Source organism: Amycolatopsis sp. NPDC005232 (assembly GCF_040607795.1).
GTDB lineage: Bacteria > Actinomycetota > Actinomycetes > Mycobacteriales > Pseudonocardiaceae > Amycolatopsis.
In genome coordinates this window covers 25,562-45,896 of the sequence record NZ_JBEXHL010000038.1, presented here as the reverse complement: position 1 = coordinate 45,896, position 20,335 = coordinate 25,562, and the positions used below count along the sequence as shown (strand labels likewise).

Sequence of the window (20,335 nt, the reverse complement as noted above, 5' to 3'; positions counted from 1 at the left end):
AAACCAGCTCAGCGTCTGCGCCGCTTGGTGGCCAACTGGGCAGGGAACTCAACCCACCTGCCAGCCCACCGCCAAGCCGCGCGGCACCGCAAGCCATGCCTGCGGGTGCCCCGGCTGGCCACCTGCCGGCCCCGGGCGGCCAAGTTTGCACCCAGTCACGCGCTCTTCGCCAAGGCCAGCTTCTGCGCCGCGTTGACCAACGGCGCCAACCGCGTCCCGAAGTTGCGCACCGCCATTCCCGCGCGGGTGGCGGGAATCAGCATGGCGGCCGCCACAGGAACGTTGCGCTGCCTCGGATTCACCAGTTTCCGGTGCGTCGTCTCATAACGCCGGAACGCCGCCGCCGGATCCCCCGGGCTCGCGGCCAGTTCGGTGGCCAAAGTGTGCGCGCCGGACATCGCCAGCGTGGACCCGTCACCGAACAGCGAGACACACGACGCCGCATCACCCGCCAGCACCACCCGGCCCACGGCCCAGCTCGGCAACCGCACACGCGAAACCGAATCGAGGTACAGGTCGCCGGCAGCACGCACCTGGTCGAGCAGCTCCGGCACCCGCCATCCCGCCCCGCCGTACGAGGTCTCCAGCAACCGCTTGTGCTGCTCCGTGTCTCGGTAGTCGAAGCCCGGCACCGCGGCGTGGCGGAACATGAACGCCACGATCCCGCGCTCCCGCGACGGGTGCACCGCCACCGCACGGCCCGGCGAGTTGTACATGACGATCTCGCTCCGGTCGGGCACCGGCGCGTCGAGCGGCATGGTCGCGACGTACACACCCATGTGCTCCACGAACTCCCGCTCCGGGCCGAACGCCAGCCGGCGCACGCCGGAGTGCAGCCCGTCAGTGCCCACCACGAGGTCGAACCGCCGCGGCGAGCCGTGTTCGAAGGTGACGTCGACCCCGCCCTCGTCCTGTGCGAGCCCGGCCACCGAGTCGTGGAACACGTATTCCGCGTCGCCGGCGCTCGCCTCGTAGAGGATGCGCGCGAGGTCGGTGCGCGTCAGCTCGACGTCGGTGCCACCACCGTCGCCCATCGCCACCCGCCCGACGCTCTTCCCCCGGTCGTTCACGAACTTCATGCTCCGGACCGAGGTGGCCGCCTCCCGCAGCTGCTCGGTGAGGCCCATCTTCCGCGCGACCTCGGCGGCCGGCCCGCGGACGTCCACCGGGCTGCCGCTCGAGCGCAGGCCCGCCGCGCGCTCCACCACGGTCGGCCGGTACCCCGCACGCGCCAGCCAGTAGGCGAGCGTGGGCCCGGCGACTCCCGCACCGGAGATCAGCACTGTCTTCGTGGTCATGATCTGCCATCCCCTCCTGCCGCGGTCCCCCTGACCAACGGTCAGGATCGACGGTACACGCCTGTCCACCGGTCAGGCAAGGAGGTAGATTCGACAGCATGAACGAAGTCCTGCCGCCCGACACCCGCGCGCGCATCCTGCAGGTCGCCATGGACTTGTTCGCCTCGAACGGCTACCACGCGACCTCCGTGCGGGAAATCGCCGAACGCGTCGGTGTCACAAAAACCGCGGTTCTGTACCACTTCCCGGGCAAGGCCGAGATCATCACCGCGATGGCCGAGCCGATGCTGGTCGACCTGGAAGCCACCGTCGACGCGGCTCAGGCCCTGACGACGGATGCCGACACCGCCCGCGACGCGATGGTCGAAGGCCTGCTCGACGTCTGGCTGCGCCACCGCTACCTGCTGCGGCTCAACCTGCGTGATCTGGGGCTGACCGCGTCCCAGTCGGTGTTCGACCGCTTCCGCGACGGCATGCTGCGGGCGAACCTGATCGTGGCCGGCCCTGACCCGGACTTCGCCGCCAACGTCCGCGCCGCGCAGGCCATCGCCATGCTGAGCGACCCGGTGGTCCTCTACGCCGACCACCGTGTCGACGAGTTGCGCGCCGCCGTGCTCGACGGCGTCCACCGCCTCTTCGGCGACTCACAACGCCACGTCGGGCGGGGCCGGCCGACCGTGATGACCGGCAACCTGCTCGTGATGTGCCGCAAGCTGCACGACCAGGGCTTCCCGGCCACGAAGATCGCCGACGAGCTGGGCGTTTCCCGGGCGACGGTCTACCGCCACCTGAAGGTCTAGCAATATTGAGACGCTTTAAGATACTTTTGAGACACCAGCGACGCAGCAGATATCAACGAACACACATCCACGAGCACGAGACAGCACGGCACACGACGGCACCGGCACGACAGCTCTGGGACAGCAGCTTCGAGAGAACAGCACCGCGAAAACCGCACCCCGAACACACCAGGAGGCGAATGGACGAAGCAGACCACCGACACCCACGCGGGGCGAGGCGTCAGCCCAGGACGGACCGGACCGTCTCCTCGTCACGGGCGACGACTGTGGTGCCGTCGTCGGCCGTGATAATCGGGCGCTGGATGAGCGCCGGGTTCGCCGCCAGCGCCTCGATCCAGCGGGCGCGGTCGGCGGGCGTGCGCGGCCACGACTTCAGGCCGAGTTCGATCGCGACCTTCTCGCCGGTGCGTGTGATGTCCCACGGGTCGAGCCCGAGCCGGTCCAGCACGGCCTCGAGCTCTGCCGGCGTCGGCGGGTCCTCGAGGTACCGGCGCACGGTGTAGGTGGCGCCTGCCTCGTCGAGCAGCGACACGGCGGCGCGGCACTTCGAGCAACGCGGGTTGACCCAGATTTCCACGAGGGTCACCGTACGCGGCCTACTTCGCGAACGCCTGCTTCTGGCACTGGTCGGCGAGCTTGTCGAGGTTGTCGTAGGTGTCGGACGAGCCGTCGTCGATCTGCCAGGTGAGGCCGTCGGCGTCGACGCTGGTGTCGGGGGCCACGTGCACGTGGGCGCCCTTGTCGGTCATGCACTTGACCATGTCGTGGAACTGGTCGTTGAACTTCGGGTTGGTCCGCGGGGAAAGCTCGGGCGGCTGCAGCGGCAGCTTTGCTTTGCAGGCCTCCTCGGCTTTCTTCGACTGTGGGCTGTCGTCGTTCATGTCGAGGGCGGGCGGGCTGTTCGGGTCGCCGACCGGGCCGGAGTGTCGTCCATCGAGGACGGCGTGGCCGTTGGTGCGGAGGCAGGAGTCGTAGGCGTCCCAGTAGGACTGTGTCTCCTCAGTGGAGCTGTCGAGGCGCAGTTGCGGGCGGCCGGCGTCGGAGTCGGTCGTGGTGGCCGACGAGGCGGGGGAGCCTGCGGACGCGCTGCCCGTGTCGAGCGTGGCGACCTGCGGGGCGGCGGGCGAGCCGGAGCAGGCGCTGAGCAGGACGAACGCGGCGCCGGCGACGAAGAAGGAGATGGATGAACGCACGTTTGTGAGCGTGGCAGGAGGTTGTGAGGAAGCTATGACGATGGAGTCAGGAGGCCACTAGGACGAAGTCCCGAGGGCCAATGCCCCACGGGTCGCGACGGGTGCCACGGATCACCCGCCGGTGGAGGGTCGTTTCGGCGTACCGTTCATCCATGGACATGCCTCTGGCCACCGACCGCCTCGTGATCCGGGACTGGTCGATCGACGACGCCGACGCCGCGTTCCGCATCTACGGCACGGACGAGGTCACTCACTGGCTGACGCCCGCGATGGACCGCGTCACCGACGTCGCGGCGATGCGCTCGGTGCTGCAAGCGTGGCAGGAAGCCCAGCCGAACCTGGCCCCGCCGCGCGGGCGCTGGGCGGTGGCGCGCACGTCGGACGGTGCTGTCGTGGGCGGGCTCGGGATCCGGCTGCTGCCGCCGTTCCAGGAGGACCTGGAGCTGAGCTGGCAGCTGCACCCGGACGCCTGGGGCAAGGGTTACGCGACGGAATCGGCGCGGGCGCTGATCGAGTGGGCGTTCACGCAGGACACCGAGGAGCTCTTCGCCGTGGCGCGGCCCTCCAACACGCGCGCCATCGCGACGGCCAAGCGTCTCGGCATGCAGTGGGTCGGCGAAACGTCGAAGTACTACGACCTGCGGCTGCAGGTGTACCGCATCCGCCACAGCGACATCATCTAGCGGGCCGGCGCTCGCGCGCGCCCACCCGACAGACGCGCCCACCAGACAGAGTGGCAACGCGCTCATGTGCCGGCGCCACGCCGAAGGGGCGACAGTGCTCCCGCATGCCGGCCCGACAGCGCGGCGGCGTTCCCGCGCGCCAGCCGAACAGCGCGGCGGCATTCCCGCGCGCCAACCGCCGGGGCGTGCCCTCCCCCGCTCGCGCCGGTGAATTCCGGGCGAACAGCAAGGAAAAAGCGTCCACGAGCGGGCGGATAGGACGGACCGCGAAGCAGGGTCAGCCGGCCGTGTAGCGCGCGAAAATGGCGGCCTGTCCCTGTTTCACACCGGTGTCGTCGACGAGGTTCCACATCGTCACGTCTTCGATCCAGAAGCGACGGCCCGACTTGGCGATGCGCCGACCGCGGTAGCCGCTGACGAAGCCGTGGGTGGTGACGGCCTCAACGAGGGCCTCACGGTCCTCCTGCCGGTCCTGCTCGGCTGAGAGGCGTGAGGGCATGCCGCGGAACTCGGTCCAGCCGAGTTCGAACGCGTGCTGGGCGACGAGGTTGGCGTAGGTGAAGCGGGGGTCGTCGGCGGAGTCGTGGGCCAGGAGGCCGAAGGGGGCGTCCTCGTAGAGGTGGCGGGCGGCGTCCGACCTGGCGTCGATCAGTGGTTTGCCGACTACGCGGCGGTAGCTGTCCACGAGCAGCCGGGCGAAAGCGGCGTCCAGCGGTGACGACCCGGAGTCGGACAACCCAGCACCCTGCGACATGGCGTCAAGGTACGCCTGCCGCCAAAGACCGTCGCACCACGGGTGATCGCCAGGTCCACTATGGACTCCGGGCCGAAGAAAAACTCGCCACGGCCTCCCCCTCGGGACCGTGGCGAGCCGTCCGACCCAAGAGTCCGATGGACTACGCGTTCACCGGAGTCCAGAGCTCGTCGATCTCCCGCTCCGCCGCCGCCATGCTCTCGGCCGCCAGATCACGCAGGTTGGCCATCGCCGGGTTGGTGTCCGCCAGCGTCAGCTCCGCGGCGATGAACCGCGGCTCGATGCCGGTGATCGCCAGACCGTGCGGGAGCCAGGACTCGGCGTGGTCCCAGCCGAAGCGCGGGGTGCCCTCGCCGTAGCCACCGCCGCGGGAGGCGAGGACGAGGAACTCGCGGCCGTCGAGCAGGCCGGTGCCCGTGGCCGGGTCGAAGGCGAGACCGGGGGCGATCAGGTGGTCGACCCAGGCCTTCACGACGCTCGGGGCGCCGTAGTTGTACAGGGGCAGGCCGAGCAGCACCGTGGACGCCTCGCGGACCTCGCCGACGAGCTCCTCGGTGAGCTTCCACGACTCGTTCTGATCCGGCGTGCGCTGCTCGGCAGGCACGACGCGGGCAAGACCTGACGCGGCGTCGAGGTGCGGGACCGGGTTGGCGCCCAGGTCGCGGTAGGTGACGGTGCCGTCGGGGTGGGCGGCCCGCCACGCGGCGGCAGCGCGGGCGCTGAGCGCTCGGCTGACCGAGCGGTCGCCGTTGATGCTGGAGTCGATGTGGAGAAGGTGAGGCATCTCGTTCGCCGTCCATAGATCGTTTGTGTAGGACAAACCATTTATAGCACATGGACGACTCGTGAGTTCTCGTATACTGGACTCATGGCCTCGCTCCCGGTCGTGAACCAGCCGCCCCACCGGTGCGGCGCACTGCTCGACCACCTCTCGCGGCGCGTGCGGACGCGGGCGGAATCGGTGCTGACGCCCATGAACCTGCGCCCCCGCCACCTGCTCACGCTCACCGTGCTGCGTGACCACGGCAGCAGCACCCAGCAGGCCCTGGCCGCCACCCTCGGCATCGACAGCACCAACCTCGTCGGCCTGCTCAACGACCTCGAGGCCGACAACCTCATCGAGCGCCGCCGCTCCCCCGAGGACCGCCGCCGGCACGTGGTGGAGCTCACCGACGTCGGGGCGAAGAAGCTGGCCAAGGCCGAGTTCGCCATGGCCACCGTCGAGGACGAGGTGCTCTGCGCCCTGAGCGTCGAGCAGCGCGAACAGCTCTACAGCCTCCTCCAGCAGGCCACCGCCACCACGGAGACCGAAGCCTGCGTCGCCGCCGACGATTCCGTCCGCACCCACGTGCAGGCCTGCGTCGCGGACGACGACCAGCCGCTGCAGAGCTAGCCCTCGGCGCACCGGAAAGCGCGTTGAAAAACCGGCCCCACCCCCTCCTCGTGATCTCGCCCACAATGGGTACGCCCTGAGGGGAGGATCGATGGCCGACACCGTGACCAGGCCCGTTCCGGTTCCGCTACGACCGGCGTGGCGCGGGCCGAAGGGCGGGCAGATCCTGAAGATCGCCCGCACGACGGACCACAAGACGATCGGTGTCCTCTACCTCTCGACTTCGTTCGCGTTCTTCCTCATCGGCGGCCTCACCGCGCTGCTGATGCGCACGGAACTCGCTCAGCCCGGCATGCAGTTCCTGTCACCCGAGCAGTACAACCAGCTGTTCACCATGCACGGCACGATCATGCTGCTGCTGTACGCGACCCCGAACCTCTTCGGCTTCGCCAATTTCATCGTGCCGCTGCACATCGGGTCGCCCGACGTGGCGTTCCCGCGGCTGAACGCGTTCTCCTACTGGCTGTACTTGTTCGGCGGGCTGATCGTGATCAGCAGCTACCTCACACCCGGCGGCCCGCCCGAATTCGGTTGGACCGCGTACACGCCGCTGTCCAACGCCATCCACTCGCCGGGCATCGGCGGCGACCTGTGGATCACCGGGCTGATCATCTCGGGGCTCGGCACGATCCTGGGCGCGGTGAACATGGTGACGACGATCGTCACGTTGCGCTGCCCCGGCATGACGATGTGGCGGATGCCCATCTTCACCTGGAACATCCTGCTCACCGGCGTGCTGATCCTGCTCGCGTTCCCGATCCTCACGGCCGCGCTGTTCGGGCTGCTCGCCGACAGACACATCGGTGCGCACGTCTTCGACCCGGCCAACGGCGGCGCGATCCTGTGGCAGCACTTGTTCTGGTTCTTCGGCCACCCGGAGGTCTACATCGTCGCGCTGCCGTACTTCGGCATCGTCACGGAGATCATTCCCGTCTTCAGCCGGAAACCGCTCTTCGGCTACCGGACGATGGTGTTCGCGACGATCGCGATCACCGGCCTGTCCGCGACCGTCTGGGCACACCACATGTTCGCGACCGGCGCCGTGCTGCTGCCGTTCTTCTCGTTCATGACGTTCCTCATCGCCGTGCCCACGGGGATCAAGTTCTTCAACTGGATCGGCACGATGTGGAAGGGGCAGCTGACGTTCGAGTCGCCGATGCTGTGGTCGATCGGTTTCCTCGTCACGTTCCTGCTCGGCGGGCTCACCGGCGTCATCCTCGCCGCGCCCCCGCTCGATTTCCACGTGCACGACAGCTACTTCGTCGTCGCCCACTTCCACTACGTGCTGTTCGGGACGATCGTGTTCGCCACGTTCGCCGGCATCTACTTCTGGTTCCCCAAGATCACCGGCCGCATGCTCGACGAGCCGCTGGCCAAGTGGCACTTCTGGACGACCTTCATCGGCTTCCACACCACGTTCCTCATCCAGCACTGGCTCGGCGACGCCGGCATGCCCCGCCGCTACGCCGACTACCTGCCCACCGACGGGTTCACCCTCATGCAGACCATCTCCACGATCGGGTCGTTCATCCTGGGGGCGTCGGTGCTGCCGTTCATTTGGAACGTGGTGAAGAGCTACCGCTTCGGCGCTCGCGTCGACACCGACGACCCGTGGGGCTACGGCAACTCCCTGGAATGGGCGACGACCTGCCCGCCGCCGCGGCACAACTTCCTCGAGCTGCCCCGCATCCGCTCCGAACGGCCGGCGTTCGAGCTGCACTACCCGCACATGGTGGAGCGCCTGCGCGAGGAGGGCCACGTCCGCCGCGGCGGGCGCCACCGGGCGCTCGCGAGCGAGTCCGCGGCGGAGAACGAGGAGGACCGCTGATCGAAAGTGTCCTACGCTGCCTTGAGGAGGGCGGACCATGGACTCTGCGGCGGAGCGGCTCAAGAAGTACCGCGAGATGCGCGACTTCCAGCGCACCGCCGAGCCCGCGGGCGGCGACGCGGCCACCACGCCGGGAAACCGCTTCGTCGTGCAGCGCCACCGTGCCCGCCGCCGGCACTACGACCTGCGCCTGGAGCTGGGCGGCGTGCTCATCAGCTGGGCCGTGCCGAAGGGCCCGACGCTCGACCCGAAGGTGCGGCGCATGGCCGTGCACGTGGAGGACCACCCGCTCGAATACGCCGATTTCGAGGGCGTGATCCCGCACGGCGAGTACGGCGGCGGCGACGTGATCGTGTGGGACCGCGGCACCTGGGAGCCCGTCGACACCGACGATCCCGAGCAGGCGCTCGCCGACGGCAACCTGCACTTCGACCTGTTCGGCGAGAAGCTCGCCGGCCGCTTCGTGCTCATCCACCCCAGCCGCGACGGCGACGGGAAGCAGTGGCTGCTGCTGCACAAGCAGGACGACCACGCCACCGCCGGCTGGGACGCCGAAGACCACCCGCAGTCCGTGAAGAGCGGCCTCACCAACGACGAGATCAAGGCCGCTCCCCCGGCACTCTGGCGCAGCGACCTTCCCGCGGCCGAGGCGGAGGTGCGGCTCACGCCCGAGTTCACCCCCGCGTCTTCCTCGGAGTTGAAAGCGCTCGACGAGCTGGACGCGCGCGGCAGCTGGGCGGTCGCCGGGCAGAAGCTGGCGCTGACCAACCTCGACAAGGTGCTCGTCCCCGGCCGTGACGGCGAGGACCCGATCACCAAACGCGACCTCATCCGGTACTACACGCGCATCGGCCCGACGATGCTGCCCTACCTCGCCAACCGTGCGCTCAACACACACCGGTTCCCCGGCGGCATCGAGAAACCCGGGTTCTGGCACAAGGAAGTGCCCGACCACGCGCCGAAGTGGCTGCACCGCTGGCACTACGAGGAGGCCGATCCCGACGACGTGCAGCAGTACCTCGTGCCCGAAGGCGTCGCCGACCTGGCGTGGCTGGCGAACTTCGGCGCGCTCGAGCTGCACGCGTGGACGTCGCGGATCGAGGACGTCGAGCACCCCACGTGGACGTTGTTCGACATCGACCCCGGCCCGGAGACGTCGTTCGACGACGTGCTCGCCCTCGCGCGCTTGCACCGCACCGCTTTGGAGCACCTCGGGCTCGTCGGGCTGCCGAAAGTCACGGGACAGCGCGGGATCCAGGTGTGGGTGCCGGTGGAACCGCGCTACACGTATGCGGAAACGCGCAAGTGGGCCGAGACCGTGTCGAAGACGATCGGGCGCACGCTGCCCGATTTGGTGAGCTGGGCGTGGCACAAGGACCGCCGCGGGGGCAAGGCGCGGCTGGACTACACGCAGAACGTGCTGAACAAAACGCTCGTCGCGCCCTACAGCGTCCGCCCGCGGCCGGGTGCGCCGGTTTCCGTGCCGCTGCGGTGGGAAGAGCTCGACGATCCGGTTCTCACTCCCGACCACTGGACGATTCGGACAGTCCTCGAACGAGTCGAGACCGTCGGTGATCCGTTCGCGACGTTGCTGGGTGTGGAGCAGCAGCTGCCGAAACTGTGAGTTATCACCGGTTCAGCAGGACCTGGAGTGCGCTCCAGGCCTAGGGTCGGGCCCATGCGATTCGGAATGTTCGTTCCCCAGGGCTGGCGTCACGACCTCGTCGATATCGACCCGGCCGACCACTGGACCACCATGCTCGACCTCGCCCGCTTCGCCGACGCGGGACCGTTCGAGTCGATCTGGGTCTACGACCACTTCCACACCGTGCCCGTGCCGAGCGACGAAGCCACCCACGAGGCGTGGAGCCTCATGGCGGCCTACGGCGCCGCGACTTCGCGCGTGCGGCTGGGGCAGATGTGCACCTGCATGGCGTACCGCAACCCCGCGTACCTCGCGAAGGTCGCGGCCACCATCGACGTGATCTCCGGCGGCCGCGTGGAGATGGGCATCGGCGGCGGCTGGTACGAGCACGAGTGGCGCGCGTACGGCTACGGCTTCCCCAGCGCCGGTGAGCGCCTCGGCATGCTCGACGAGGGCGTCGAGATCATGCGCCAGCTGTGGACCGAGGGCAAAGCCACCCTCGACGGCAAGCACTACCAGGTCGACGGCGCCATCTCCCGCCCCCTTCCCTTGCAGGACGGCGGAATCCCCCTGTGGATCGCCGGCGGCGGCGAGAAGAAGACCCTCCGCACGGCCGCGAAGTACGCCCAGTACACCAACTTCGTCGGCGACGTCGAGGGCTTCAAGCACAAGTCGTCGGTGCTGGAGGGCCACTGCAAGGACCTCGGCACGGACTTCGGTTCGATCGTCCGCTCGGCCAACTACAACGTCGTGATCGGCGAAACCGAGAAGGACGTGCAGGACCGGCTGGCGTGGATCCGTTCGCACTACGAGCGGTATCTGCCGGCGGATGTGCTGGAGTCCACCGTCACCAGCTTCGAGAACGGCCCGCTGGTGGGCACGCCGGAGCAGATCGTGGAGCGGCTGAAGGAGATGGAAGATCTCGGGATGACGTACGCGATCTCCTACTTCGTGGAGGCGGCGTACGACCGGTCGGGCCTCGAGCTTTTCGCGTCGAAGGTGATTCCGGAGTTGGTCTGAGGGTTTTCGATTGCCGGCCGGTGCCCTTTCGGGTGCCGGCCGGTTTTGTGGCCGCCGGACACGGGACAGTCAGACCAACGATTCGAGAACGTCGGGCAGTGCCACCAACACCGTGGCAGCCAAGGCAAACGGCACCACCCACAACGCCACGAACCCCAGCTGCCGCCGCGAACGCACCCCCAGGCCCAGCACCACGCCGAGAGCGAGCAGGGTCGCCGCGGCCAGGGCGGGGGAGCCGAGGCGAGACCATTCGCGGACGGCGTCCGCGAAGAGGAGGCCGACGGCGGCCGCCGTGGCGAGGGTGCCGGCGCGGGTGGGGGCGCCGACGAAGCGGAAGGCCAGGCCGAGGGTGCCCGCGAGGACGGCCAGGAAGCACCACAGCAGCAGGGTCTGGGTGTCGATCGCGTACGGCATGCCCGGGTATTTGAGGCCGTACATGACTTTCTTGCCGACGTAGAACGCCACCACGGCGGGCAGGAGGGCGGCGACGGTGCGCACGTACGCGCGGCGCGGGCCGCGGCCTGCGGAGACGGCGACCACCAGCGCGATCCACAGCACGAAGGCGTGGGCGAGGAGGCGGAGGACTTCGTTGTAGTAGGCGAACGCCGCGAAAGCGCCGGAAAGCAGGCCGCCGGCGACGGCTAGGGCTTCGCCCGCGCCGATGGGCCGGCGGATCTTCACATCGGTCATGTTTCCCCCCAAGAACGCAGACCTTATCGGGCGAGACGTCCGCGGTCACCGTTTCGTCAGCACCACCAGATATCGGCAAACGTCCGCAGTCGGGTTCACGTAGGTGCACGGCACCGGGCGGCCGAGGTGCAGACAATCCCCCGCGTCGAGTTCGTGCACGGTGGTGCCTTCGACGAAGCGGAGGTGGCCCGACAAGACCCAGATCCGGTGGTCCGCGAACGCGTACGAATCCTCCGGGAAGCCGACCGAAGCGCCGGCCGGGAGAGAGACCTCGACGAGTTCCGTGGAGCCCGGCGGTGAGACGGCGCGGCGCACGTACCCCGTGACCGGATCAGTCCACGTCGGCTGCTCGGAGAAGCGCATGAGGCGACGGTCGGAGCTGGTCTCGGCGCGGGCGATGAGTTCCGACAAGGTCAGGCCGAGAGCGGACGCGAGGCGGCTGAGCAACACGGCCGTGGGCTGGGCTTCACCGCGTTCGATTTTGCCGATCATGGCGCGCGAGACGCCCGAGCGTTCTGCCAGCGTGCCGGCGGAGAGGTCGTGGGCGAGGCGGGCGTCGCGCAGGGTCGAGGCCAGGGAGGCTGACAGGGGGTCCGTCACAAGGTGACACTATAACAGCCAATAACCGCTACTATAGTGAACCATGCTGATCCGAGACGCCGACGAGCGCGACGCCGAAGCGTGCGCGGAGATCTACGCGCCATACGTGCTCGACACGACGATCACGTTCGAGACGGAGCCGCCGACCAGCGTGGAAATGGCGGAGCGCATCAGGCGCGTCGCGAAGACGCACGCGTGGTTGGTGCTGGAGATCGACGGACGCGTGACCGGGTACGCGTACGGCGGGACGTTCAAGGAGCGCGCCGCGTACCGCTGGTCGTGCGAGGTGAGCGTGTACCTGGAGCTGGGGCGACGACGCACGGGTGGCGGCCGCGCGCTGTACGAAGCGCTCTTCGCACGCCTCGCCGAGCGCGGGTTCCGGACGGCCGTCGCGGGGATGACGCTGCCGAACGAGCCCAGCGTCGGCCTGCACACGGCGCTGGGGTTCGAGCCCGTGGGCACGTACCGGCGCATCGGGTGGAAACACGGAGCATGGCGGGACGTGGCGTGGGCGCAGCGCTCGCTCGTGCCCGATTCGGACCAATCGCCGGAGGAACCACGCTGAGCAGTGCAGAATGGAGCCCATGAGCGCCGACCTCGACGAGCTGCGCAGATTGCGCCGGGCCCGTGACCGGATGGACCGCGAGTACGCCGAACCCCTCGACGTGCCCGCGCTCGCCCGCACGGCGCTGATGTCGACGGCGCACTTCAGCCGCCGCTTCCGCGAGGCGTACTCGGAGACGCCGTACTCCTACCTGATGACCCGCCGCATCGAACGCGCCAAGACGCTGCTGCGCAACGGTCTCACCGTCACCGAAGCGTGCTTCGCCGTCGGGTGTACCAGCCTCGGGTCGTTTTCCGCGCGGTTCACGGAGCTAGTCGGCGACACGCCCTCGGCCTACCGCGCGCGCGACCACGAGCACGTAGCCGCGGTGCCGCCGTGCCAGACGATGGTGGCGACGCGGCCGCGCAAGACCGGCGGCGCGCCGCAGCAGAGCAGTTTTGGAGAAGCGTCCGTCGGCGCGCCCGCATAACCTCACGGCATGACTGTTTCCATCGCCGCCGTGCACGTGATCGTCGACGATCCCGACGCGGCCGTCGCGTTCTACAGAGACACGCTGGGGTTCAAGGTGCGCAACGAGGTCGCCAACGACGGCTTCCGCTGGGTCACCCTCACCACCGACACCCAGCCCGAGATCGAGATCGTGCTGTCGCAGCCGCACGCCGGCCGGTCCAAGGCCGACGGCGACACCGTGGCCGCGTTGCTCGCCAAGGGGGAGCTCGGCGCGATCAACCTGCGCACGGACAACCTCGACGAGACGTTCGCCAAGGTCGCCGCCGCGCCCGGCGCCGAGGTGCTGCAGGAGCCGGCCGACCAGTTCTGGGGCGTGCGCGACGCCGCCGTGCGCGACCCGGCGGGGAACCTCGTGCGGATCGCCCAGGCCTAGTCAGACCCGATCAGTCTCCACTGATGTCGAGGTCCTCGATGTCCTGCTCGAGCCGGGCGCGCCAGGACCACTGGGGCTGGGTCCAGTCGGTGTCGTCGGCCGGGGGCTCGCCCAGCGGCAGCGCCTGGTCGGCTACGCCGTGGGTCACGCGGTAGGCCAGCGCCGACGTCGCCGCGCGGATCCACCGGTCCCCCGCCGCACCGGACGGCGGGGCGACGCCGAACGCGTGCGTGAACCACACGGGCAGCAGTGCGCTGGAGCCGATCGCGTCGGTGATGCGTTCGCGCAGCTTGGAGTGCAGCTCTTCCCAGTCGCGTTCGGACTTCTCGATCTGCGGCAGCACGCGGGTGCGCGTGACGTCGTCGGCGTCGAGCACCTGCTTCGCGGCTTCGACGTCCTTGACCGCGGCGGGCAGCTGACGATCGAGGACACCGCGGCGACGGGCGACCACTTCGGACAGTCGTGACTCGGCGCTGCCACGATTTTCGTCGCCGTGCTGGGTGGCCGAGAGGATGGCGAGCACGTTGATGAGCGCGTTTTCGCTCTCTGCCAACGCTTCGCGTGCCTGCGGCAGCCGCGCAATGTCCTCTTCGTACGGCCGGCGCTGGTTGGCCGTCATCAGCTGCGCGGCCAGCGCGTGGCGACGTTCGGCATCGGCGGCGAGCTTGCGCAACGCGGGCCCGACGTCGTCGAGGTCCACCACCGGCACCTTCTCCGACACGCGCACCGCGCGTTCGAGCAGCTGCAGGCGCTGGCGCAGCCGTTCGAGCTGGCGCGTGGCGAGGTCGAGGCGGGACTCGTGGCGGACCTGGGCGTCGGAGAAGGACTCGAACGTCTCGCGCAGCTCGGTCAGCTCGCGCCCGGTGCGCGACTCGAGGTCGACGACGGTTTCCTGCATGCCGTCGACGGTTTCGGACAGCGCGTCGAACTCGCTGTCCGTTTCCTCCTCGCCTTCGGGGTAGTACTCGGTGTCGGGGTAGTACTCGGAGTAGGTCATCGGACCTCCTGCACCAGGAACACGACAGTGCCCGCGGTCGCGACCGCGGCGAGCACCACCAGGATCGTCTGCACGGCGCCCGGGACCAGCAGCGACGCGGCCGTGAGCCCCGCCGCGGCCGCCCCCGTGTACGCGGCGCGCAGCCGCCGGCCGACCATCAGCGGCGTCGGCCCGAGCGGCCCGAGCGCGATCCGCAGCCCGGCGCCGAGCAGCGGCAGCGCAAACAGGATCCACACCGCGCTGATGCCGCCGAACAGCATCAGCGCGCCGGCGACCATCCCCACCGCGACAGGCGCCGCCGCCAGGTACAGCGACAGCCGCTGCGCGCCGGCCCGCTGCGCCTCCAGCTTCGCCGCGCGCACCTGCTCGGTCGCGATCTCCACCTCGTGCTCCGTGCGCAGCAGGTCCTCCGCAGCGTCGACCAGGCTGTCGAGGGCACGCGTCCGCTCATCCCCGGCTTCCGGCAGGGCACCCAGCCGCGCCCGGATGGTCTCCTGCACCCGGGCGACGCGCGCCGTCGCCTGCTCGCGCTTGTGCTGCGCTGGCGTAGTCACCCGGCCACTGTAGGTACGAACCGCGCCAACCTCCGGGAACGACGCGGCTTGCCGTGGAGTGTCGCCGCCGGTCAGATGACGCCGAAGAGGCAGAACCCGCCGTCGGGCCCCTGCCGCAGCATGAACGTGGCGCGGTAGGGCGTCGGGTTTCCCGGGAAGTCCGAGTCGACGCCCACGAACTGCGTGATCTCGTGCAGCGGCTCGACCTCCCGGACGCGGTAGTGCCCCACGTTCGGGTCCGCGAAATGCCCGTGCACCAGCGAGGCCGGACTCTCGTCCGCCGACTCGCACACATACGCGGCGGCTCCGGCGAGGTCGTGGGCGTTGAGCTTGCCGAGAAGCTCGTTCATGAACTGCGGCTCAGGCAGAGTGCGAGCGGCGCCGACCGGGTGGTTCTTGTTCAGGAAGAACCCGGGCGCGACGAAGCCCGTGAGCGCAACGCCGGCCGCCAGCACCACGACGACGCCAAGGGTGATCCAGAGCCAGAGGAGGCTCCGCTTCTTGGGCTGCTGCGGGTAGCCGGGTGGTGGGTAGCCGGGTTGGGCCCGCTGTTGCTGCGGGTACGGCTGCTGGGGGTATGGCTGCTGGGGCCACTGCCCACCCGGCTGCGGCGGGTAACTCATCGTCGTCCTCGAAAGCTCACCGAACGTAAGTTACCCACATCGCGAGCGTAATTCTCGCCGAGGCTGGCGCAGCACCCAGCCGCCGAACTGTGCGCCCTTGGCCCCCTCCACCGCCAGACAGACCCCCGCCCTCCCTGGGGGGCGTGCCCTTGTCCAGTCTATCGGCCACCCCCGACAAAACCCGTGGTCAACCCAGTCGGAGGGCGAAGTTGTCCACAACTCGGGGTGGATGTGGACAACTTCGGTTCAGTCGCCGTTGAGCGGCGAAACCGGGGCTACTGGGCGAGTTCTCCAAGAGCCGAATCAGCCACGGATCCCGCCCATCGACAGCCGATCACCACCGTCCGAGCGATTCCGCGCGGCAAGGCGCAACGCGCGGTTGAACTCCGGGGATCTCCCCGAGGTGCCGCCGCCGTGGACCGGGCAGAATCGAGCGGTGCGGATCAGCTTGCTCGGCCCTCTGGAGGTCCGGACGGACGACGGCGCGCCCGTCGAGGTCGCGGGCGCGCGGCTGCGGGCGCTGCTCAGTGCGCTGGCGCTGGAGCCCGGCCGGGAGGTGTCGGCGGCCCGGCTGGTCGACGCGGTGTGGGGTGAGCACCCGCCGGCGACTGCCAACGCGTTGCAGGCGCTCGTTTCGCGGCTGCGCAAGGCCGGGGTGACGCTGGAGTCGACGCCCACGGGGTACCGGCTGTCGGTGAGTGTGGACGCGACGCGGTTCGAGGAGCTGGTCGCGAAGGCGCGGCAGGTGGGCGATGCGGAGACCGTCACGTTGCTGCGGGAGGCGCTGGATCTGTGGCGGGGTCCCGGTCAAGCCGACAGCACCTATTTCCAAGCCCCGCTCGCCCGGCTCACCGAGCTGCGGTTGGGCGCGGCGGAGGACCACGCCGAGGCAGCGTTGCGGTTGGGCGGCGGCGAGGAGCTGGTCGCGGAGCTCACCACGCTCCTGTCGGAACACCCGTTACGCGAACGCCTCGCGGCCGCGCTCATGCGCGCCCTGTGCGCCGCCGGGCGGCCTGCCGACGCGCTGACGGCCTACGAACGCGTCCGCAAAGCCCTCGCGGAAGAGCTCGGCACGGACCCGTCGGCGCAGCTTTCCGCGCTGCACACGGCAATCCTGCGCGATTCCCCTGTGGACAGTCACGACGAGCAGCGCAACAACCTGCGCGCCGGCCTCACGAGCTTCGTCGGCCGCGACGCCGACGTCGCCCAGGTTGCCAAGCTCGTCGCCGAATACCGCCTCACCACGCTGACCGGCCCGGGCGGCGCCGGGAAAACGCGCCTGGCCACCGAAACCGCCCGCACGCTCCTCGATCGCACGCGCGGCGACGTCTGGCTCGTCGAGCTCGCCCCCATCGCCGACGGCGCCGACGTCGCGCAGACCGTCCTGACCACTCTCGGCCTGCGCGAACAGGGCCAGCTCGGCCTGACCGCCGGCGGCACGCCCGTCGACCGGGCCGTCGGCGCCCTGCGCGACCGCGAAGCGCTGCTGGTGCTCGACAACTGCGAGCACGTCATCGACGCCGCCGCCGAGCTGGCCGAACGGCTCCTCGGCGAATGCCCCCGCTTGCGCATCGTCGCGACGAGCCGCGAACCGCTCGCCGTCACGGGGGAAGCGTTGTGGCCGGTGGAGCCGCTTGCCCTGCCACCGCAGGACGCGAGCGTCGCCGACGCCATGGCCTGCGCTTCCGTGCGCCTCCTCGCGGACCGCGCCGCGGCGGTACGCCCGGGCTTCGAGGTGAACGCGTCGACCGTCGACGCCGTCACCAGCATCTGCCGCGCCCTCGACGGCATGCCCCTCGCCGTCGAACTGGCCGCCGCGCGCCTGCGCTCCCTCACCATCGCCCAACTGGCCGCCCGCCTCGACGACCGCTTCCGTCTCCTGACCGCCGGCAGCCGCACCGCGCTCCCCCGGCACCGCACCTTGCGCGCCGTGGTCGACTGGAGCTGGGAACTCCTGTCCGACGCCGAGCGCACCCTGCTGCGCCGCCTCGCCGTCTTCTCCGGCGGCGCCACCTCCGAAGCAGCCGTTGCGGTCTGTGGCACCGAGGACGCTCCTGACCTGCTCACAGCCCTTGTCGACAAGTCTCTCCTCGTCGTTTCGGACACGCCCGAACCGCGCTACACCATGCTCGAAACCATCAAGGCCTACGCCCTGGAGCGCCTCACCGAAGCTGCCGAACCCGAGCTGTTGCGACGCGCCCACGCCACCTGGTTCGCCCAGCTCGCCGAAGCCGCCGATCCCCACCTGCGCCGCGCCGAACAGCTCGAATGGCTCGCCCGCCTCACCGCTGACCACGGCAACCTCACCTCCGCCGTCCGCTCCGCCATCACCGCAGGCGACGCGGCCACGGCGATCCGCCTCGTCGTCGCCTCCGGCTGGTACTGGCTCCTGGGCGGTCACCGCGCCGAAGGCATGGAACTGATCGTCGCCGCCCTCGCCGTCCCCGGCGAGGTGGACAACGAAGACCGCGCCTCCGCCAATGCCCTCTGCGTCCTCTTCTCCACCGCCGGCTTGGCCGACGACCGCTCCGCCGAGTCCTGGATCCACACCGCCATGGAACTGACGGAAGGCGGCCCGCGCGCCCACCCGGCCCTCCGCTTCATGGCCCCGCTCGAACAACTGTTGTCCGGCACCCCAACCGGCGCACCCCCACGTCTGGACACTTTGGACACCCTCCTGGCCGACGAAGACCCCTGGCTCCGCGCCCACGCCCGCCTCACCCGCGCCCGCCTGCAGTTCAACACCAGCCACGGCCGCGCCGCCACCGAAGCCGACCTCGAAGAATCCGTGCGCTTGTTCCGCCTCACCGGCGAACGCTGGGGCCGCTCCCTGGCCCTGAGCAGCCTCGCCGAACTCATCGCCCGCAACGGCGAACTCCACCGAGCCGTCGACCACTACTCCGAAGCCATCGACGTCGTCACGGAAATCGGCACGCTGGAAGACGTCCTGTACATCTGGGGCCGCCAAGCCCAACTCTTCTGGCTGATGGGCGATCCCGCTTCCGCCGACGCCGCCCTCGCCGCCGCCGACCGTGACGCGGCGGTAGTAGTTTCCCCGGACGCACTCGCCGGCCTCGCTCAGGCCAAGGGCGACCTGGCCCGGTGGCGCGGAGACGCCGGCTCTGCGGTCAGGTTCTTTGACCGGGCCGACAGCTTGGTCCAGCACCTGCCCTTGCATCCCCTGTTCCAAGCAATGATGACTCAGTCCCGCGCATTCGTGGACGCGGACAATGGAAACCTCGCCAAGGCCGCAGCCCGACGGCGCGCCGCCTTCGACCTGACCACCACAGCCGGCGACGCGATGTATTTGTCACAAGTGGTCGTGGGGATTGCAGATCACGCCCTTCGCATCGGCCAAGCGGAAAACGCGACACACCTACTGAAGACAGCCTACGAACTGAGCGGCGGCCCAGACCACAGCTCACCCGACGCAGTGCGGTTGGGCCACTTGATCAATGTGGATGATGCGGAACCGATGAGCATGGATACCTTGGGCACCATGGTCACAGGGGTTCTCGAGCAACACTAAGGTTCACCGGTCGCCACACGAACCTGCAGTAGGCCCTCCACCGACGGCCAAGCACCCACTTTCCGCCAGATACGCCATCTACCCGGAAGATGGCGGGTCTACCCAACCCAAGATCTCCTCAACCAATCCCCCGACCTTTCCCCGGCCGGCCCCCGATGAAGGTGAAACCACACGGCTTCTGCCGATCAGTGACCATTTCGAAGATGGCTGGCCCGCTGACCCGGCGCGTTCCAAAAGTGGCTGAGCCGCGTGACGGTCGGAATGTGACAGTTGGACAGATGGGTCACCAAGGGGTCCCACAAGGACGGCACGATCCTCCACCACCCCCACCACGCCCGGACGCCGAGACACCGCCACCCACCCCCTCATAGACACCCATGGTGCGATGAACCCCATGGAGATCCGAGAAATGCGCGCCTTCGTCGCCGTGGTCGAGGAGGGTGGGCTGTCGGCGGCGGCGCGGCGGTTGCACGTGAGCCAGCCGGCGGTGTCGCAGACGGTGCAGGCGCTGGAGCGGCAGCTGGGGGTGCAGTTGCTGGTCCGCAGCAACGCGGGTGTGCAGCCCACGGAGGCCGGGATGACGTTGGCGGGTGAGGCTCGCGCGGTGCTGGCGAGGCATGACCAGGCGGTGGCGGCGGTGACGCGGCATGCGTCGGGGATTCTGTTGCGCGTCGGGATGCCGTTGGAGTTGCCGCCGGATTTGATGGCGCGGGCGTTGGCCGATCTGGCCGCCGCGTTTCCGGACACGAGGGTGCAGGTGGTGCACGCGTCGACGACCGGGCAGTTCGGGCTGTTGCAGAAGGGCGAGCTCGAGTTGGGCCTCGTGCGCGAGCGACCGGTGGGGCCGGAGCTCGACGCGATGCCGGTGCTGGAGGAGAAGCTCGGGGTGCTGCTGTCGAAGGAGCAGGCCGGCAAGCTCGCGGGGCCCGACGGAATCCGGCTCGACGCGCTGGTCGGGCTGGAGTGGATCGGGTTCCCGAGGGAGGGCAGTCCGGCGTGGTACGACGAGGTGACCGCGATCTTCCGTTCGCACGGTCTCGAAATCGGCCCCGATCCGACGGCAGGGCACTCGCTGATCTCCGAGCTCAAGTTCGCAGCCGTGAGCGCGGGTGGCACGTTCACGCTCGCGCCGCCGAACTGGACGCAGCCCATCCCCGAGCACCTGGCGTGGTGTCCGCTGATCGGGTCTCCACTCGTGCGGCGGACGTGGGCGGTGTGGGCGGCGTCGTCGCACCGGCGTGACCTCGGGCATCTGGTGGCGGCACTGGACGTCTTATAGG

The 20,335-nt window shown here is 69.5% G+C and carries 21 protein-coding genes; 11 read left to right on the top strand and 10 right to left on the bottom strand.

Annotation, left to right across the window (positions count from 1 at the left end):
* Positions 1-155: 155 nt before the first annotated feature.
* A complete protein-coding gene (locus ABZU76_RS43055) occupies positions 156-1,298 on the bottom strand; it encodes an FAD-dependent monooxygenase (RefSeq protein ID WP_354881568.1) in 1,143 nt (380 codons plus the stop codon).
* 98 nt (positions 1,299-1,396) lie between these two features.
* Here ABZU76_RS43055 and ABZU76_RS43050 point away from each other — a divergent pair, with 98 nt between their 5' ends.
* Positions 1,397-2,098, top strand: coding sequence for a TetR family transcriptional regulator (locus ABZU76_RS43050; protein ID WP_354881565.1), 702 nt, complete (start codon positions 1,397-1,399; stop codon positions 2,096-2,098).
* 220 nt (positions 2,099-2,318) lie between these two features.
* Here the strand turns inward: ABZU76_RS43050 and ABZU76_RS43045 are convergent, their stop codons facing one another.
* Positions 2,319-2,675, bottom strand: a complete 357-nt coding sequence (locus tag ABZU76_RS43045) for an arsenate reductase family protein (protein WP_354881687.1) — start codon at positions 2,673-2,675, stop codon at positions 2,319-2,321.
* Between the two features lie 19 nt (positions 2,676-2,694).
* Complete coding sequence (locus ABZU76_RS43040; protein WP_354881562.1) at positions 2,695-3,291, bottom strand: hypothetical protein; 597 nt, start codon at positions 3,289-3,291, stop codon at positions 2,695-2,697.
* A gap of 152 nt (positions 3,292-3,443) precedes the next feature.
* Here ABZU76_RS43040 and ABZU76_RS43035 point away from each other — a divergent pair, with 152 nt between their 5' ends.
* Complete coding sequence (locus ABZU76_RS43035; protein ID WP_220246692.1) at positions 3,444-3,974, top strand: GNAT family N-acetyltransferase; 531 nt, start codon at positions 3,444-3,446, stop codon at positions 3,972-3,974.
* A gap of 277 nt (positions 3,975-4,251) precedes the next feature.
* On the opposite strand, the gene ABZU76_RS43030 is transcribed toward ABZU76_RS43035, so the two are convergent.
* Together ABZU76_RS43030 and ABZU76_RS43025 are read right to left on the bottom strand one after the other, a co-directional pair.
* Positions 4,252-4,728, bottom strand: coding sequence for an MEKHLA domain-containing protein (locus tag ABZU76_RS43030; RefSeq protein WP_354881558.1), 477 nt, complete (start codon positions 4,726-4,728; stop codon positions 4,252-4,254).
* Positions 4,729-4,870: 142 nt separating this feature from the next.
* The gene (locus tag ABZU76_RS43025; RefSeq protein WP_354881555.1) at positions 4,871-5,512 is read right to left on the bottom strand and encodes an NAD(P)H-dependent oxidoreductase; all 642 of its coding nucleotides are present in this window, start codon (positions 5,510-5,512) and stop codon (positions 4,871-4,873) included.
* An 84-nt stretch (positions 5,513-5,596) separates the two neighbouring features.
* On the opposite strand from ABZU76_RS43025, the gene ABZU76_RS43020 reads away from it, so the two are divergent.
* The 4 genes from ABZU76_RS43020 (at position 5,597) to ABZU76_RS43005 (ending at position 10,614) form a co-directional block, all read left to right on the top strand.
* Positions 5,597-6,121, top strand: a complete 525-nt coding sequence (locus ABZU76_RS43020) for a MarR family winged helix-turn-helix transcriptional regulator (RefSeq protein ID WP_354881552.1) — start codon at positions 5,597-5,599, stop codon at positions 6,119-6,121.
* 91 nt (positions 6,122-6,212) lie between these two features.
* Complete coding sequence (ctaD, locus tag ABZU76_RS43015) at positions 6,213-7,949, top strand: cytochrome c oxidase subunit I (RefSeq protein ID WP_354881549.1); 1,737 nt, start codon at positions 6,213-6,215, stop codon at positions 7,947-7,949.
* A gap of 37 nt (positions 7,950-7,986) precedes the next feature.
* Positions 7,987-9,573 carry a non-homologous end-joining DNA ligase gene (ligD, locus tag ABZU76_RS43010; protein WP_354881546.1) on the top strand — a complete coding sequence of 529 codons (1,587 nt, stop codon included), beginning with the start codon at positions 7,987-7,989 and terminating at the stop codon, positions 9,571-9,573.
* A 54-nt stretch (positions 9,574-9,627) separates the two neighbouring features.
* A complete protein-coding gene (locus tag ABZU76_RS43005; RefSeq protein ID WP_354881543.1) occupies positions 9,628-10,614 on the top strand; it encodes an LLM class F420-dependent oxidoreductase in 987 nt (328 codons plus the stop codon).
* Between the two features lie 69 nt (positions 10,615-10,683).
* Here ABZU76_RS43005 and ABZU76_RS43000 read toward each other — a convergent pair whose 3' ends face one another.
* Positions 10,684-11,304 carry a hypothetical protein gene (locus tag ABZU76_RS43000; protein WP_354881540.1) on the bottom strand — a complete coding sequence of 207 codons (621 nt, stop codon included), beginning with the start codon at positions 11,302-11,304 and terminating at the stop codon, positions 10,684-10,686.
* A 45-nt stretch (positions 11,305-11,349) separates the two neighbouring features.
* Positions 11,350-11,904 carry an XRE family transcriptional regulator gene (locus ABZU76_RS42995; RefSeq protein WP_354881537.1) on the bottom strand — a complete coding sequence of 185 codons (555 nt, stop codon included), beginning with the start codon at positions 11,902-11,904 and terminating at the stop codon, positions 11,350-11,352.
* Positions 11,905-11,947: 43 nt separating this feature from the next.
* On the opposite strand from ABZU76_RS42995, the gene ABZU76_RS42990 reads away from it, so the two are divergent.
* Genes ABZU76_RS42990 through ABZU76_RS42980 form a run of 3 tightly spaced genes read left to right on the top strand, consistent with a single transcriptional unit; the run spans position 11,948 to position 13,352 of the window.
* A complete protein-coding gene (locus ABZU76_RS42990) occupies positions 11,948-12,469 on the top strand; it encodes an N-acetyltransferase family protein (protein ID WP_354881534.1) in 522 nt (173 codons plus the stop codon).
* 19 nt (positions 12,470-12,488) lie between these two features.
* Complete coding sequence (locus ABZU76_RS42985; RefSeq protein WP_354881531.1) at positions 12,489-12,938, top strand: helix-turn-helix transcriptional regulator; 450 nt, start codon at positions 12,489-12,491, stop codon at positions 12,936-12,938.
* A 9-nt stretch (positions 12,939-12,947) separates the two neighbouring features.
* Positions 12,948-13,352, top strand: coding sequence for a VOC family protein (locus tag ABZU76_RS42980; RefSeq protein ID WP_220246681.1), 405 nt, complete (start codon positions 12,948-12,950; stop codon positions 13,350-13,352).
* A 10-nt stretch (positions 13,353-13,362) separates the two neighbouring features.
* Here ABZU76_RS42980 and ABZU76_RS42975 read toward each other — a convergent pair whose 3' ends face one another.
* The 3 genes from ABZU76_RS42975 to ABZU76_RS42965 form a co-directional block, all read right to left on the bottom strand.
* Complete coding sequence (locus ABZU76_RS42975) at positions 13,363-14,349, bottom strand: hypothetical protein (RefSeq protein WP_354881529.1); 987 nt, start codon at positions 14,347-14,349, stop codon at positions 13,363-13,365.
* Positions 14,346-14,903, bottom strand: a complete 558-nt coding sequence (locus ABZU76_RS42970; RefSeq protein ID WP_354881526.1) for a hypothetical protein — start codon at positions 14,901-14,903, stop codon at positions 14,346-14,348. Before ABZU76_RS42970 ends, ABZU76_RS42975 begins: the two co-directional genes overlap by 4 nt.
* A 71-nt stretch (positions 14,904-14,974) precedes the next feature.
* Complete coding sequence (locus ABZU76_RS42965; RefSeq protein ID WP_354881523.1) at positions 14,975-15,526, bottom strand: hypothetical protein; 552 nt, start codon at positions 15,524-15,526, stop codon at positions 14,975-14,977.
* Between the two features lie 436 nt (positions 15,527-15,962).
* On the opposite strand from ABZU76_RS42965, the gene ABZU76_RS42960 reads away from it, so the two are divergent.
* Positions 15,963-19,055: a BTAD domain-containing putative transcriptional regulator gene (locus tag ABZU76_RS42960; RefSeq protein ID WP_354881520.1), complete on the top strand. Its 3,093-nt coding sequence runs from the start codon at positions 15,963-15,965 to the stop codon at positions 19,053-19,055.
* Positions 19,056-19,449: 394 nt separating this feature from the next.
* On the top strand, positions 19,450-20,334 hold the full coding sequence (locus tag ABZU76_RS42955; protein ID WP_354881517.1) for a LysR family transcriptional regulator: 885 nt from the start codon (positions 19,450-19,452) through the stop codon (positions 20,332-20,334).
* Position 20,335 lies beyond the last annotated feature (1 nt).

What these genes read in the sequence shown, in the direction of transcription:
- ABZU76_RS42985 (WP_354881531.1), top strand. Translation starts at nt 12,489, where the DNA reads ATGAGCGCCGACCTCGACGAGCTGCGCAGATTGCGCCGGGCCCGTGAC.
- ligD (WP_354881546.1), top strand. Translation starts at nt 7,987, where the DNA reads ATGGACTCTGCGGCGGAGCGGCTCAAGAAGTACCGCGAGATGCGCGAC.
- ABZU76_RS42975 (WP_354881529.1), bottom strand. Translation starts at nt 14,349, where the DNA reads ATGACCTACTCCGAGTACTACCCCGACACCGAGTACTACCCCGAAGGC.
- ABZU76_RS42965 (WP_354881523.1), bottom strand. Translation starts at nt 15,526, where the DNA reads ATGAGTTACCCGCCGCAGCCGGGTGGGCAGTGGCCCCAGCAGCCATAC.
- ABZU76_RS43020 (WP_354881552.1), top strand. Translation starts at nt 5,597, where the DNA reads ATGGCCTCGCTCCCGGTCGTGAACCAGCCGCCCCACCGGTGCGGCGCA.
- ABZU76_RS42980 (WP_220246681.1), top strand. Translation starts at nt 12,948, where the DNA reads ATGACTGTTTCCATCGCCGCCGTGCACGTGATCGTCGACGATCCCGAC.
- ABZU76_RS43000 (WP_354881540.1), bottom strand. Translation starts at nt 11,304, where the DNA reads ATGACCGATGTGAAGATCCGCCGGCCCATCGGCGCGGGCGAAGCCCTA.
- ABZU76_RS43005 (WP_354881543.1), top strand. Translation starts at nt 9,628, where the DNA reads ATGCGATTCGGAATGTTCGTTCCCCAGGGCTGGCGTCACGACCTCGTC.
- ABZU76_RS42955 (WP_354881517.1), top strand. Translation starts at nt 19,450, where the DNA reads ATGGAGATCCGAGAAATGCGCGCCTTCGTCGCCGTGGTCGAGGAGGGT.
- ctaD (WP_354881549.1), top strand. Translation starts at nt 6,213, where the DNA reads ATGGCCGACACCGTGACCAGGCCCGTTCCGGTTCCGCTACGACCGGCG.
- ABZU76_RS43055 (WP_354881568.1), bottom strand. Translation starts at nt 1,298, where the DNA reads ATGACCACGAAGACAGTGCTGATCTCCGGTGCGGGAGTCGCCGGGCCC.
- ABZU76_RS43050 (WP_354881565.1), top strand. Translation starts at nt 1,397, where the DNA reads ATGAACGAAGTCCTGCCGCCCGACACCCGCGCGCGCATCCTGCAGGTC.
- ABZU76_RS43025 (WP_354881555.1), bottom strand. Translation starts at nt 5,512, where the DNA reads ATGCCTCACCTTCTCCACATCGACTCCAGCATCAACGGCGACCGCTCG.
- ABZU76_RS43030 (WP_354881558.1), bottom strand. Translation starts at nt 4,728, where the DNA reads ATGTCGCAGGGTGCTGGGTTGTCCGACTCCGGGTCGTCACCGCTGGAC.
- ABZU76_RS42990 (WP_354881534.1), top strand. Translation starts at nt 11,948, where the DNA reads ATGCTGATCCGAGACGCCGACGAGCGCGACGCCGAAGCGTGCGCGGAG.
- ABZU76_RS43035 (WP_220246692.1), top strand. Translation starts at nt 3,444, where the DNA reads ATGGACATGCCTCTGGCCACCGACCGCCTCGTGATCCGGGACTGGTCG.